Annotated in this window: 14 protein-coding genes; 10 read left to right on the top strand and 4 right to left on the bottom strand. The window is 72.5% G+C overall.

Annotation, left to right across the window (positions count from 1 at the left end; genetic code table 11):
- Nucleotides 1-28 precede the first annotated feature (28 nt).
- Complete coding sequence (locus tag O7612_RS23525) at nucleotides 29-463, top strand: hypothetical protein (RefSeq protein WP_282274017.1); 435 nt, start codon at nucleotides 29-31, stop codon at nucleotides 461-463.
- A gap of 186 nt (nucleotides 464-649) precedes the next feature.
- Here the strand turns inward: O7612_RS23525 and rpsT are convergent, their stop codons facing one another.
- Nucleotides 650-916, bottom strand: a complete 267-nt coding sequence (rpsT, locus tag O7612_RS23520; protein WP_282267405.1) for a 30S ribosomal protein S20 — start codon at nucleotides 914-916, stop codon at nucleotides 650-652.
- Nucleotides 917-1,137: 221 nt separating this feature from the next.
- A complete protein-coding gene (locus O7612_RS23515) occupies nucleotides 1,138-2,232 on the bottom strand; it encodes an aminoglycoside phosphotransferase family protein (RefSeq protein ID WP_282267403.1) in 1,095 nt (364 codons plus the stop codon).
- Between the two features lie 315 nt (nucleotides 2,233-2,547).
- Between O7612_RS23515 and O7612_RS23510 the strand changes: the two genes are divergently transcribed.
- The 8 genes from O7612_RS23510 to O7612_RS23475 all read left to right on the top strand — a co-directional run bounded on the left by O7612_RS23510 (nucleotide 2,548) and on the right by O7612_RS23475 (nucleotide 10,283).
- The gene (locus O7612_RS23510) at nucleotides 2,548-3,084 is read left to right on the top strand and encodes a DUF4240 domain-containing protein (RefSeq protein ID WP_282267401.1); all 537 of its coding nucleotides are present in this window, start codon (nucleotides 2,548-2,550) and stop codon (nucleotides 3,082-3,084) included.
- Between the two features lie 168 nt (nucleotides 3,085-3,252).
- Nucleotides 3,253-5,130, top strand: coding sequence for a translation elongation factor 4 (gene lepA / locus O7612_RS23505; RefSeq protein ID WP_282267399.1), 1,878 nt, complete (start codon nucleotides 3,253-3,255; stop codon nucleotides 5,128-5,130).
- Nucleotides 5,131-5,410: 280 nt separating this feature from the next.
- Complete coding sequence (locus tag O7612_RS23500; protein WP_067311224.1) at nucleotides 5,411-5,698, top strand: GlsB/YeaQ/YmgE family stress response membrane protein; 288 nt, start codon at nucleotides 5,411-5,413, stop codon at nucleotides 5,696-5,698.
- 218 nt (nucleotides 5,699-5,916) lie between these two features.
- Nucleotides 5,917-6,204, top strand: coding sequence for a transglycosylase (locus tag O7612_RS23495; protein WP_067311227.1), 288 nt, complete (start codon nucleotides 5,917-5,919; stop codon nucleotides 6,202-6,204).
- A 296-nt stretch (nucleotides 6,205-6,500) separates the two neighbouring features.
- Complete coding sequence (locus tag O7612_RS23490; protein ID WP_282267391.1) at nucleotides 6,501-7,790, top strand: sugar ABC transporter substrate-binding protein; 1,290 nt, start codon at nucleotides 6,501-6,503, stop codon at nucleotides 7,788-7,790.
- Nucleotides 7,787-8,773: a sugar ABC transporter permease gene (locus O7612_RS23485; protein ID WP_282267389.1), complete on the top strand. Its 987-nt coding sequence runs from the start codon at nucleotides 7,787-7,789 to the stop codon at nucleotides 8,771-8,773. Before O7612_RS23490 ends, O7612_RS23485 begins: the two co-directional genes overlap by 4 nt.
- The gene (locus O7612_RS23480) at nucleotides 8,770-9,600 is read left to right on the top strand and encodes a carbohydrate ABC transporter permease (RefSeq protein WP_282267387.1); all 831 of its coding nucleotides are present in this window, start codon (nucleotides 8,770-8,772) and stop codon (nucleotides 9,598-9,600) included. The genes O7612_RS23485 and O7612_RS23480 overlap by 4 nt, the downstream gene beginning before the upstream one ends.
- Before the next feature lie 41 nt (nucleotides 9,601-9,641).
- Nucleotides 9,642-10,283, top strand: a complete 642-nt coding sequence (locus tag O7612_RS23475) for an MOSC domain-containing protein (RefSeq protein WP_282267385.1) — start codon at nucleotides 9,642-9,644, stop codon at nucleotides 10,281-10,283.
- 64 nt (nucleotides 10,284-10,347) lie between these two features.
- Here O7612_RS23475 and O7612_RS23470 read toward each other — a convergent pair whose 3' ends face one another.
- Together O7612_RS23470 and O7612_RS23465 are read right to left on the bottom strand one after the other, a co-directional pair.
- Complete coding sequence (locus O7612_RS23470) at nucleotides 10,348-11,211, bottom strand: hypothetical protein (RefSeq protein ID WP_282267383.1); 864 nt, start codon at nucleotides 11,209-11,211, stop codon at nucleotides 10,348-10,350.
- A 96-nt stretch (nucleotides 11,212-11,307) separates the two neighbouring features.
- Nucleotides 11,308-12,090 (bottom strand): enoyl-CoA hydratase-related protein, encoded by a 783-nt coding sequence (locus O7612_RS23465; RefSeq protein WP_282267381.1) that lies wholly within the window; start codon nucleotides 12,088-12,090, stop codon nucleotides 11,308-11,310.
- Between the two features lie 19 nt (nucleotides 12,091-12,109).
- Here O7612_RS23465 and hemW point away from each other — a divergent pair, with 19 nt between their 5' ends.
- Nucleotides 12,110-13,333, top strand: a complete 1,224-nt coding sequence (gene hemW / locus O7612_RS23460; RefSeq protein WP_282274016.1) for a radical SAM family heme chaperone HemW — start codon at nucleotides 12,110-12,112, stop codon at nucleotides 13,331-13,333.
- Nucleotides 13,334-13,421: the final 88 nt, after the last annotated feature.

Here is a 13,421-nt window from a genome sequence, read left to right as displayed (position 1 = left end):
CCGCCCGTCGACCGAGCTGGCCGCTCCGGTGACCGGGCACGGCCGGCGGGGGTGGTCGACCGTGCCGACGGACGACCAACGCTATCGACCGCTCTACGCCCGGATGCTCGGGTTGCGCTTCGTCAACCCGGGTGGGGTGCTCTGCTTCGTCTTCTTCGAGGGGGCGGTGGCGCTCGCGGTGCTGCTCGCCCTGGCCGAGCTGGTGAACTGGTGGACGGTCCCGGTGCTGCCGCTGGCGGTGGCCGTCATGGTGAAACTCAACGACGTCGTCGCCGAGCGGGTGATCCACTCGGCGGCGTTGGTGCCGGAGCAGGAGCGGGACCGGTTCCGGCGGCAGGTCGAGCCGGTGATCGGTCGCGCCAGGGTGCCGAGCACCCGGGCCGGCGTGCTCATCACCACCGCACGTGGGCCGTGGGAGCCGGTCGACCCCGCGCCCCCGAGCGCCCCCCGGCGGCACCGCTGAGAGGAGAGCCCTGGCGCGGCCGGGAGACCCGGCGGACGGCCTCGGCGGCGGCACCCCGACCACCGCCCGGCCGACGACGGTGCCGTGGGGTGGTGATCCGACCGTGGCGATGGTCGCCGGCCGGGCGGACAGCCGTGAGCCCCGGAGCGGCGCTCCGGGGCTCACGATCAGGTCTGGGTCGCTCGGTCAGGCCGAGAGCGAGTCGACGCGCTTCGAGATGGCCGACTTCCGGTTGGCCGCCTGGTTGGCGTGGATGACGCCCTTGCTGGCGGCCTTGTCGAGCTTGCGGGCGGCGTCACGCATCAGGGCGGTGGCCTTCTCGGTGTCACCGGCCTCCGCAGCCTCGTGGAACTTCCGGATGGCGGTCTTCAGCGACGACTTGACCGACTTGTTCCGCAGCCGGCGCTTCTCGTTCTGCCGGTTGCGCTTGATCTGGGACTTGATGTTCGCCACGCGACAGCCTCGTCTTGATAGCTCGGTTTGGTCTGCAACTTCCGCGCGCGACGAGCATGCGTCATCGCCACGCGAAAACCGAGGCTACCAGGTCACCGGACGGAAGGGAAAACGCCCCCACCGTCGGCGGGCGGGCCGGTGTCGTCCCTGGCCGGGTCAGCTTCGGCCCTGGGTGGGCCGGTGTCGGCCCTGGGTCGGGTCAGCTTCGGCCCTGGGCGGGGTCAGCGCCAGCCCTGCCGGGCGGAGAGCCAGCCGAGCGCCTGTTCCCCGCTGAACCGCCGGTGCGCCCACAGCAGCGGGGACGTTCCCGTCGGATCCGGGCCGGTGGTCGGCCCGCCCGGCGACGCGTCGGCCGTCGGGGGCAGGTCGGTGGTCGATGACGGGCCGGTGGTCGGGAGCAGGCTGGTGGTCGGGAGCAGGTCGGTGGCCGGTGGTGGGCCGGCGGCGGTGAGGTAGTAGCCGGCGAGCGCCGCCAGCGTCACGTCCAGGGCGTCGGGTGGGGCACCGGCCGCTGCCGGGTGGGTGGCGAAGACCGCGTCCAGGTCCACGCCCTCGGCGTACCCGGTGATCAGGAGGCCGGCCAGGTCGAACCAGGCCGGGCCGTGGCAGAGCCAGTTCCAGTCGCAGAACCAGGCCCGTCCGGCCGGGTCCAGCAGCACGTTGTCCACCCGCAGGTCGCCGTGGACCAGGCCGGGCGCGGCCGCCGCGTACCCGGGGAGCCGGGACTCCAGCGCGACGAGTTCGGGCAGCCGGTGGCGGGCCTGCGGGGGGAGCGGGGGCACCGGCTCCCGTCCGGCGGCCACCTCACCCCACCAGAGGATGTCGGTGCGGGCCAGGTCGGCCAGCCTGGGCAGGCCGAGCGCGGTCAGTGCGGGCGGCGGGGCGGCCAGCGCGGCGGCGACCTCGGCGTACCCGTCGAGCACGGCGGTCAGCTCGGCCGGTTTCCAGGGCAGTCGGGGCGTGCGCCCGTCCAGGGCGTCGAGGCCGACCGCGTACCAGCCGGCCGCGGCGAGCGCCCAGTGCGGGCGGGGGACCGGCAACCCGGCCGGTAGCCGGTCCAGGACGGCCAGCTCCCGGACGTACCAGTCGGCCAGGTGGCGCTGCCGGGTCAGGTCGGCGGCCTTGACGAAGACCCGTTCACCGGCGGCCGTCTCCAGCACGGCGGCGAAGCCGCCGGTGAACCCCGCGGTGGCGGTCCGGGCGGTGACCACCGTCGCGCCGAGCCGGGCGGTGACCGCCTCCCGGAGGCCGTCGGGCAGGTCACGCCAGTCGGGTCGCACGGCGGTCCGGTGGTACGGCGGCAGGGTGGCGGACACCGCACCATCGTGCCCGCTCCGCTCCGCGCGGGCAGACCCGGCGCGGAGCACGGCGCACGCCGGCCCCGGGGACGTCCGCACCCGACGCGGAACGGACGGCGTGGTCCGGACGGGACCGTGCGGTGCGGGGCGGGAGAGGGGCGGCGCGACCCGGGCGGGGCGGGTCCGGTCGGGGCGGCGGGTCCGGGCGGGACGGGTCCGGGCGGGGCGGGGCGGGTCCGGTCGGGCGGGTGCGACCCGGGCGGGGCGGGTGCGGGCGGGGTGGGCCGGCGGGTGCGGCCCGGTCGGGGCGGGGTTCTGGGAGACTGCGGGGCCATGAGGACGGATGACTTCTGGCAGTTGATCGACCAGGCCCGCAGCGGAGCCGGGGGCGAGGCGGACGCGGTCGCCGCCCGCGCGGTCGCCCTGCTCGCCGAGCGCGCCCCGGAGGACATCGTCGGGTACGCGCACCACCAGCAGCGGGTGCTGGCGGCGTCCTACCGGGTCGACCTGTGGGGGGCGGCCTACCTGATCAACGGGGGTGCCTCCGACGACGGGTTCGAGTACTTCCGGGGCTGGTTGATGACCCAGGGGCGGGCGGTCTTCGCCGCCGTGGTGGCGGCCCCGGACTCGTTGGCGGAGCTGCCCCGGATCCGGTCGGCCGCGCTCAGCGGCGAGGAGTTCGAGTGTGCGGACATGCTGGCGGTGCCGTGGGACGCGTACCGGAAGGCCACCGCGACCGACCTGCCGGCGGAACGGGACCGGGTGCCGGTGCCCGACCTGAACGACTTCTGGGACTTCGACGACGAGGAGGAGGCCCGCCGCCGGTTGCCGAAGCTGGCCGCCCTCTTCGTCGAGCCACCCGAGGAGTGAGCGACCCGAGGAGTGAGCGACCCGAGGAGTGAGCCACCCGAGGGGTGAGCCGCCCGGCACGTCGAGCCACCCGAGGAGTGAGCGGACCGGGTTCGGAGCGACGTGGGAGCATAGAGGGGGCCGGCGGTGTGCCGGCCCGCCCACGTCAGCCGACCAGAACGGACCGCTGTGCCACCGACGCTCGATCCCGGCGCGAACGCTCCTGGTGCCACCGACCCGACGCGCATCCGGAACTTCTGCATCATCGCTCACATCGACCACGGCAAGTCGACCCTGGCTGACCGGATGTTGCAGCTCACCGGGGTGGTCGACCCGCGACAGATGCGTGCGCAGTACCTCGACCGGATGGACATCGAGCGCGAGCGCGGCATCACCATCAAGAGCCAGGCCGTCCGGATGCCGTGGACCATCCGGGAGGGCGAGCGGGCCGGTGAGCAGGCCGTCCTCAACATGATCGACACCCCCGGCCACGTCGACTTCACCTACGAGGTCTCCCGGTCGCTGGCGGCCTGCGAGGGGGCGTTGCTGCTGGTCGACGCCGCCCAGGGCATCGAGGCGCAGACGCTGGCCAACCTCTACCTTGCGCTGGAGAACGACCTCCGGATCATCCCGGTGCTCAACAAGATCGACCTGCCGGCCGCCCAGCCGGAGAAGTACGCCGAGGAACTGGCCCACCTGATCGGCGGCGATCCGGAGGACTGCATCAGGGTCTCCGGCAAGACCGGTGACGGGGTGCCGTACCTGCTCGACGAGATCGTCCGGCAGTTCGTCCCGCCGGTCGGTGACGCCGACGCCCCGGCCCGCGCGATGATCTTCGACTCGGTGTACGACGTCTACCGGGGCGTGGTCACCTACGTCCGGGTCATCGACGGCCGGATCGGCGCCCGGGACCGGATCAAGATGATGTCCACCGCCGCCGTGCACGAGCTGCTGGAGATCGGCGTGATCTCCCCCGAGATGGTCAAGGCCGACGCGCTCGGGGTCGGCGAGGTGGGTTACCTGATCACCGGGGTGAAGGACGTCCGCCAGTCCCGGGTGGGTGACACCGTCACCATCAACGCCCGGCCGGCGACCGAGGCGCTCGGCGGTTACAAGGACCCGAAGCCGATGGTCTACTCCGGCCTCTACCCGATCGACGGTTCGGACTACCCCAACCTGCGCGAGGCGCTGGACAAGCTCAAGCTCAACGACGCCGCCCTCGACTACGAGCCGGAGACGTCCGGGGCGCTCGGCTTCGGCTTCCGCTGCGGCTTCCTCGGCCTGCTGCATCTGGAGATCATCCGGGAGCGGCTGGAACGGGAGTACAACCTCGACCTGATCTCCACCGCGCCGAACGTGGTCTACCGGGCCATCACCGACGACGGCCAGGAGATCGTGGTGACCAACCCGAGCGAGTACCCCACCGGCAAGATCGCCGAGGTGTACGAGCCGGTCGTCCGGGCCACCGTGCTCACCCCGAACGACTACGTCGGCGCGGTGATGGAGCTGTGCCAGGGCCGGCGGGGCAGCCTGCTCGGGATGGACTACCTCTCCGCCGACCGGGTGGAGCTGCGCTACACCCTTCCGCTCGCCGAGATCATCTTCGACTTCTTCGACCAGCTCAAGAGCCGTACCAAGGGCTACGCCTCGCTGGACTACGAGCCCTCCGGCGAGCAGGCGTCCGACCTGGTCAAGGTGGACATCCTGCTGCACGGCGAGCCGGTGGACGCGTTCAGCGCGATCGTGCACAAGGAGAAGGCGTACACCTACGGCACGACCATCGCGGCCAAGCTGCGCAACCTGATCCCGCGCCAGCAGTTCGAGGTGCCGATCCAGGCGGCGATCGGCAGCCGGGTGATCGCCCGGGAGACCATCCGCGCCATCCGTAAGGACGTGCTCGCCAAGTGCTACGGCGGTGACATCAGCCGTAAGCGCAAGCTGCTGGAGAAGCAGAAGGAGGGCAAGAAGCGGATGAAGATGGTGGGCCGGGTGGAGGTGCCCCAGGAGGCCTTCATCGCCGCGCTCTCCTCGGACTCCGGCGACGCCAAGCCGGCCGGCAAGAAGTAGCCGCGGAGCCGGCCCGGCAGGAAGCAGCCGTCGGGCCGGCCCGGCAGGCGGTCGTACGGACGAATTTCGCCGCCCGCCGTACCGCTGCCGTACGGCCCGGTGTGAGCCTCCTGAGCTGCGCGGACATCGATCCGCGGCGAACCGACGCAGCGGTGTCGGATCGACGTGCGGCGACATGTGTGGTGGTGAGTCGGTTTGGTTTTCCGACGGGTCGGGAACCTAGCTGTCACGACAGGAACCACACACACCGTGTGACTCAATCTTCAGGAGGAGGGCGACCGTGGAGTTCACCGTCTGGGGCATCATCACCGCGCTCGTTGTTGGTCTCATCGTCGGCGCTCTGGGCCGTCTGGTCGTGCCGGGCCGCCAGAACATGCCGATCTGGCTGCACATGCTGATCGGTGTGGGCGCCGCCCTGCTGGGCACCGTGCTGGCCCGCGCCATGGGCATCGCCACGGAGACCGCCGGCATCGACTGGACCGAGCTGCTGGTGCAGGTCGTCCTCGCCGCCATCGCCGTGGCCCTGGTGGCCGGCGTCGGTCGCCGTCGCGGCGTCAGCCACCGCTGACCAGCCGTACCGCATCCGTTCGGCGGGCGCCCGCACCCTCCGGGGTCGGGCGCCCGCCCGCGTCTGCGCCCGGATGCCGGCCGGATGTCGGGGGGCGCCCGACGATCTCGACCGGATCGTTATCCGAGCCGGTTTGGAAATTCTCCGCTTCGGGAACCTAACGATCACCACAGCACCAACAACTCACCGAATGACATATCGAGAGAAGGAGGACGGTCGTGGAGTTCACCGTCTGGGGCATCATCACCGCGCTCGTCGTCGGCCTCATCGTCGGCGCGCTGGGCCGCCTGGTCGTGCCGGGCCGGCAGAACATGCCGATCTGGATGCACCTGCTGATCGGTGTCGGTGCCGCGCTGCTGGGCACCGTGCTGGCGCGGGCGATGGGCATCGCGACCGTCACCGCCGGGATCGACTGGGCCGAGCTGCTGGTGCAGGTCGTCCTCGCCGCCATCGCCGTGGCCCTGGTGGCCGGCGTGGGTCGCCGTCGCGGCGTCAGCCACCGCTGACCCGCCCGCCGGTCGCCGACCGGCCGACACGTACCACCCATCGGATGCCCGCCCCCGGACCGGGGGCGGGCATCCGCTCGTCCGCGTCCGGCTGCCGGGTCCGACCGGCTCTGGCGGGGCTGCCTGAGCGACCCCCGGCTGCGATACCGTCGCCTCGCCGGACGCTCCCGGCGGGCGTCAGCGGCGGCCGGCAACGGTCCGTAGCCGGACGGGCACCACCCCCTGTCGTAAAGGAAATTTTCCTACTAGGGTGCGGCTGAGAAGGTTAGTGCCGGACGGTGCGAGGGAGAAGTGGCGTGAACAGGTGGAAACGGCTGGCTCCGGTCACCGCCGTCGTGGCCTCGGCCGCGATGGTGCTCGCCGGTTGCGGTGGTTCCGGCGACGACGAGGCCGCCGACGACAGCAAGCTGACGGTCTGGATGATGGGCGAGGGCAGCGCCGCCCAGACGTCGTTCCTCGACGACGTGGAGACCGAGTTCCGGCAGCGGCACCCCGACACCGACGTGGTGGTCCAGTACGTCCCCTGGCTGGAAGCGCCGAAGAAGTTCCAGGCGGCGCTCGCCGGCGGCGACGGCCCGGACGTCACCGAGCTGGGCAACACCGAGACCCAGGGCTGGGCGGCCCAGGAGGCGCTCGCCGACGTCTCCGGCCGCTTCGGCGGCTGGGCCGAGGGCAGGGACGTCCTGCCGGACCTGGTACGCAACGCCCAGCTCGACGGCAAGCAGTACGGCGTCCCCTGGTACGCCGGCGTGCGCGCCGTCTACTACCGCACCGACTGGTTCGCCGAGGCCGGCGTGCAGCCACCGAAGACCTGGGACGAGCTGGTCTCGGTCGCCAAGGCGGTGCAGGCCAGGAAGCCCGGTACCTACGGCATCGCCCTGCCCGGCAACTCCGAGCTGCCGTTCTACTCCTTCCTCTGGGGTGCCGGCGGCGAGATCGCCACCGACCAGGGCGGCACCTGGAAGTCCGGTTACACCAGCCCGCAGGCGCAGCGGGCGGTGAAGTTCTGGACCGACCTGGTGACCGTGCACAAGGTCGCCCCGCCCGCCGCCGCCGGCTGGAACGAGATCGACGCCCGGACCCAGTTCGCCACCGGCAAGGCGGCGATGGCCTTCGCCGGAAGCTGGCAGGCCGGCGCGATCAAGAAGGACAACCCCGAGATCGAGAAGGTCTGGGGCACGTTCCCGATCCCCGGCCCGGACGGTGAGCCCGCCCCGGCCTTCGCCGGCGGCTCCGACCTCGCCCTCTGGCAGGACAGCAAGCGGCAGGACCTGGCCTGGGACTACCTCACCGTGCTGCTGAACAAGAAGAACGCCCAGGCCTTTGCCAGCAGCCTGGGGTTCTTCCCGGTCTACGCCGACCTGGTGCGGGGCGGGAACTACGCCGACGACAAGCTGATGGCGGCGTTCGCCAGCACCATGCAGCGCACCCGGGTGACCCCGCTGACCCCGAAGTGGGTGGAGGTCAGCCGGACCAGGACGGTCACCCAGGCGATGAACAGCTCGGTCATCAAGGGGCAGAAGTCGGTCGAGCAGGCCACCGCCGACGCCGCCGCCGAGATGGAAAGCATCCTCAACGCCAAGTGAGCACCCTGACCGAGCGCAGCCGGACGGACGCCGCGCGGGAGACCCCCGCGCGGCGGCGGCCCCGGGTGGACCGCCTGCCGTACCTGCTCCTGCTGCCCTGCCTGGTGGTGGTCGGGGTGCTGCTGCTGTGGCCGCTCGGCCAGGTGGTGGCGATGTCGTTCTTCAAGCTGGACAACGTCCGGCAGTTGCGCGGCGACCGGGAGTGGCCGTTCGTGGGGTGGGCCAACTACGCCCAGATCCTCGGTGACCCGTTCTTCCGTACGGTGCTGCGCAACACGGTGCTCTTCGCGGCGGCGAACGTGCTCCTGACGATGGTGCTGGGCACCCTGGTCGGGTTGCTGCTGCACCGGCTCGGCCGCCGGATGGCCACCTTCGTGGCCGGTTGCGTGATGCTGGCCTGGGCCACCCCGGCGCTGACCGGCACGATCGTCTGGAAGTGGATCTTCGATGACACCTCCGGGCTGGTCACCTGGGCGTTCAACGCGCTGCCCGACGGGCTGTCGCAGGCGCTCTTCGGGCGCACCGACTGGTCCGGCTACGGCTGGTTCAACGCGCCGCTGCTGTTCTTCGCGATCCTCACCCTGGTGGTGGTCTGGCACTCCTTCCCGTTCATCGCGGTGAGCGTGCTCGCCGGGCTCAAGAGCGTGCCGGAGGAACTGCACGAGGCGGCCCGGGTCGACGGGGCCGGGCCGTGGACCGTGTTCTGGAAGATCACCTTCCCGTTGCTGCGACCGGTCTTCGGCATCCTGGTGGTGCTCTCCACGATCTGGGACTTCAAGGTCTTCACCCAGCAGTTCGTGCTGGCCGGCGGCACCCAGGACCGGCCGACGTTCATGCTCTCGCTCTACTCGTACGCCGAGGCGTTCTCGCCGCCGCCCAGGTACGGCGTGGGTTCGGCCATCGCGGTCATCCTCACCCTGATCCTGCTGCTGGTGACCGGCCTGTACGTCCGGATGGTGCTCAGGCAGGAGGACGGGTCGTGAAGAAGGTCGCCCTCAACGGCGCCGGCCTGCTGGTGGCGCTCTTCGCCGCGTTCCCGGTCTACTGGATGGTCGCCACCTCGCTGAAGCCGAACCGGGAGATCTTCTCGGCCACCCCCCGACCGGTGCCGGCGCACCCCACCCTGGAGCACTACCGGGAGATCCTCACCGGCAACCTGATCCCGGGGGTGGGCTTCGCCGACTTCTTCGGCAACAGCGTGCTGGTGGCGGTGAGCACGGTCGTCCTCAGTGGCCTGGTCGCGCTGCTGGCCGCGACGGCGGTGGGCCGGTTCCGGTTCCGGCTGCGGACCACCTTCCTGATCATGCTGCTGGTGGTCCAGATGATCCCGCTGGAGGCGCTGGTCATCCCGCTGTTCCTGATGATCCAGCGGCTCGGCCTCTACAACACCCTGCCCAGCCTGGTCCTGACCTACCTGGGGTTCTCGCTGCCGTTCGCGGTGTGGATGCTGCGCGGTTTCGTCGCGGCGGTGCCGAAGGAACTGGAGGAGGCCGCCGCGATCGACGGGGCGAGCCGGTCGCAGATCTTCCGGAAGGTCCTTTTCCCGCTGGTCGCGCCCGGACTGGTGGCGACCAGCATCTTCTCCTTCATCACCGCCTGGAACGAGCTGATCTTCGCGCTGACCTTCGTCAACGACCAGAGCCGGTACACCCTGCCGGTGGCGATGACGTTCTTCTTCGGCCGGGACGACACCGCCTGGGGGTCGGTGATGGCGGCCTCCACCCTGTTCACCCTGCCGGTGATCGTGTTCTTCCTGCTGGTCCAGCGACGGATGGTCACCGGCCTGGTGGCCGGCGCCGTCAAGGGCTGAGGCGCACGGCAGCCGACCACCGGGGGCCGTAGGCTGAGATCATGACGGGCAGGGTGGTGACGGTGAACCTCGGCGTGGTGACCGAGGCACAGTGGGCGGGCGCCGCGAGCGGGCGCAGCGGCATCGACAAGCGGCCGGTCGACGGGCCGGTGACCGTGCACACCGACGGGGTGGCCGGCGACTTCATCGGCGAACGCGCCCATCACGGCGGCCCCGACCAGGCGGTCTACGCCTACGCGCAGGAGGACGCGCAGTGGTGGGCGGCCGAGCTGGGCCGGGACGTCCGCCCGGGTGGGTTCGGGGAGAACCTGACCACCTGGGCGGTGGACGTCACCGGCGCGGTGATCGGCGAACGCTGGGCGGTCGGCTCGACGCTGCTCCAGGTCACCAAGCCGCGTACCCCGTGCACCACGTTCGTCGGCTTCTGGGGCGTGCCCGACCTGATCAGGCGGTTCACCGTCGAGGGCAGGCCGGGGGCCTACCTGCGGGTGCTGCGGGCGGGCGCCCTCGAGGCCGGGGATCCGGTGGAGGTGGTGGACCGGCCGGCGCACGGGGTGACCGTCGGCGAGGTGTTCCGGGCGATGAGCCTGGAGCCGGAACTGCTGCCCCGACTGCTCACCGTGGACGAACTGCCCGAGCCGACGATGGCCAAGGTCCGCCGCCGGTTGCAGGTCGGCGGCTGACGCCACCGCGCTCAGGCCGCCACCGCGTTCAGGCCCGCCACCGCGCTCAGGCCCGCCACCGCGTTCAGGCCCGGTCGGCGAAGACCTCGGCCAGCACCCGGGCCCCGGTGGGCCGGTCGTCGGACACCTTCACCCACCGGCCGTTGTCCGCACTCCACTCCAGACCGTCGAAGCGGACCCGCTTCACCCCGTGGTCGGGGGCGTGCGAGACCAGCCAGTGCGCGTACCGCCAGCCGTCGCGGGCGTCCGTCGCGGGCACCGTCACGTCGGTCAGCTCGGCCACCACACCGGCGTCAAGCAACCCCCAGTCCAGGGTCAGGCCGCGGGTCAGCTCGGCCGCCGCCGCCTGCCCGCGCATCACCGGGGTACGCCCGACCGTGCAGGCCACCGCGCCGGTCGCCTCGCCGAGCAGGGCCCGGGTCAGCACCTGGGACTCGTCCGCCCACTTCTGGTACGCCCGGGGGTACGCCGACCGCTGCACCGCCTGGGCGGCGTCGGTGACCTCCATCCGTTCCCAGCCACGGACCTTCTTCAACGCCTGGTAGAACCGTTTCGCCGCGTACCGTTCGTCGCGGATCTGGTCCGGGGTGCCCCAGCCCTGGCTGGGGCGCTGCTGGAACAGGCCGAGCGAGTCCCGGTCACCGTGGGCCAGGTTGCGCAGCCCCGACTCCTGGTACGCGGTGGCCAGGGCGACCACCACGGCCTGCTCGGGCATCTGCCGCTGCATGCCGATCGCGGCGATGGTGGCCGCGTTGGCCATCTGTTCGGCGTCCAACCGGACGGTGCCGTCGGCCTGGACGGTGCAGCTGCGGCCCGCGAGGGGAAGCCGCAGCTCCCCGTCGAGCTGTCGGACTCCCCAGCCTCCGACGATGGCGAACAGCGCCACCACGACACCGGCTGCCACGAATGTCCGTGTCCGCACCCGCACCTCCTGTTTCGGCGTTCGCCTAGCGTACGTCGCCGCGTCGCGCTCCCGGGTCGGTCGACCGGTTCACGTTCCCGCGCGGAACCGGAAGAAACCAGGTCAATCCCGGGGAACCCAGGCGGCATCCCGCTTCTGCCGGAACGCCTCCACGCCCTCCCGGCCCTCGGCCGACAGGAAGTAACCGGTGGACCGGGCGGACAGGTCGGCGATCTCCGCGCGCAGGTCGGTGGCCGCCGGGCGGCGCAGCAGCTCCTTCGTCCCGGCCAGCGCCCCCGGCGCCCCCCGGACCAGCGAGGCGCAGTACCGGGCCACCGCCGCGTCCAGCTCGTCGGCCGGCACGGCGGCGGTCACCAGGCCCACCTCGGCGGCCCGCCGGCCGTCGAAGGTGTCGCCGGTCAGGTAGAGCTCGGCGGCGGCCCGGGGGTGCAGCCGGGGCAGCACGGTCGCCGAGATCACCGCCGGGATCACCCCGATCCGCACCTCGGTGAAGGCGAACGTCGCCTCAGCCGCGCAGACCGCCAGGTCGGCCGCCGCGATGAGGCCCAGCCCGCCGGCCCGCGCCGGCCCGGCCACCTTCGCCAGCACCGGCTTCGGGCACTCCCGGACCGCCACCAGCACGTCACCGAGCATCCCGGCCGGCACCGACCCGCTGGCGTACGCCGCCGCCGTCTCCTTCAGGTCGGCCCCGGAGCAGAAGACCGGGCCGGTGTGGTCCAGCACGATCACCCGGACCGCGTCGTCGGCGACCGCCTCGGCGATCCCGGCCAGCAGCCCGGTCATCAGCGGGGTGGACAGCGCGTTGCGGTTGTGCGGGCTGTCCAGGGTGAGGGTGGTCACCCCACGGGCCGTGGCGACCCGCACGAGTCGGTCGGGAGAGGTCATGCCGGGCACACTAGTGGCCATGCCCGGCGTCCTTCCAGATGGTGAGACCGTTCCCGTCGACGGCGCGCTGCCCGGCACCGCGCTGCGTGCCGTCGGTGAGCGCGGTTTCGGCGTGTACCTGCACGTGCCGTTCTGCGCCAGCCGCTGCGGCTACTGCGACTTCAACACCTACACCGCCGCCGAGCTGGGCGGGGGCGTCAGCCGGGAGTCGTACGCCGACACGGTGCTGGCCGAGCTGGCGCTCGCCGCCCGGGTGCTCGGCGACACCCCGCCGCCCCGGGTCGACACGGTCTTCGTCGGGGGCGGCACCCCGACCCTGCTGCCCGCCGACGACCTGGCCCGGCTGCTCGACGGCATCGACCGCACCTGGGGGCTGGCCGCCGACGCCGAGGTGACCACCGAGGCCAACCCCGAGTCGGTCACCCCCGGGTCGCTGAAGACCCTGCGGGCCGCCGGCTACACCCGGATCTCGCTCGGCATGCAGTCCGCCGCCGCCGGGGTGCTGGCGGTCCTCGACCGCACCCACCGCCCCGGGCGGGCCGCCGAGGCCGCCCGGGAGGCCCGCGACGCCGGGTTCGACCACGTCAACCTGGATCTGATCTACGGTACGCCGGGGGAGCGCGCCGAGGACTTCGCCGCCTCACTCGACCAGGTGGTCGCCGCCGGGGCCGACCACGTCAGCGCGTACGCCCTGATCGTGGAGGACGGCACCCGGCTGGCCGCCCGGATGCGGCGCGGTGAGCTGCCGTACCCCTCCGACGACGTGGCGGCGGACCGTTACCTGGCCGCGGAGGCCGCCCTCGACGCCGCCGGCTTCTCCTGGTACGAGGTGTCCAACTGGGCACGCACCGAGGCGGCCCGGTGCCGGCACAACCTGCTCTACTGGACCGGCGCCGACTGGTGGGGCCTCGGCCCGGGGGCGCACAGCCACGTCGGCGGGGTGCGCTGGTGGAACGTCAAGCACCCCACGACGTACGCGCAACGGCTCGCCGCCGGCCACTCACCCGGCCTGGCCCGCGAGGTGCTCACGTCGGACGAGACGCACATGGAGGACGTGATGCTGCGGCTGCGGCTCGCGTCCGGCCTGCCGTTGGCCGCGCTCGACGACGCCGGCCGTGCCGGTGCCGACCGGGCGCTCGCCGCCGGGCTGCTGGACCCGGCGGCCTACCCCCGGGGGCGGGCGGTGCTCACCCTGCGCGGCCGGCTGCTGGCCGACGCGGTGGTCCGCGACCTGCTGCCCTGAGCGCGGTTCCGCCGGCCCGCCGCGCACCCTGCCGGGGTACGCCGGGGCCGGCGGCGGTGCCCGACCGGCCGGGGGAGCGGCCGGCCGG

This window comes from Micromonospora sp. WMMD987 (genome assembly GCF_029581435.1).
Classification (GTDB): Bacteria; Actinomycetota; Actinomycetes; order Mycobacteriales; family Micromonosporaceae; genus Micromonospora; species Micromonospora rifamycinica.
This window is presented reverse-complemented; position numbering and strand designations above follow the sequence as displayed.

Coding starts and splice junctions, on each gene's coding strand:
- O7612_RS23510 (WP_282267401.1), top strand. CDS start 2,548: ATGAGGACGGATGACTTCTGGCAGTTGATCGACCAGGCCCGCAGCGGA.
- O7612_RS23475 (WP_282267385.1), top strand. CDS start 9,642: ATGACGGGCAGGGTGGTGACGGTGAACCTCGGCGTGGTGACCGAGGCA.
- O7612_RS23465 (WP_282267381.1), bottom strand. CDS start 12,090: ATGACCTCTCCCGACCGACTCGTGCGGGTCGCCACGGCCCGTGGGGTG.
- hemW (WP_282274016.1), top strand. CDS start 12,110: ATGCCCGGCGTCCTTCCAGATGGTGAGACCGTTCCCGTCGACGGCGCG.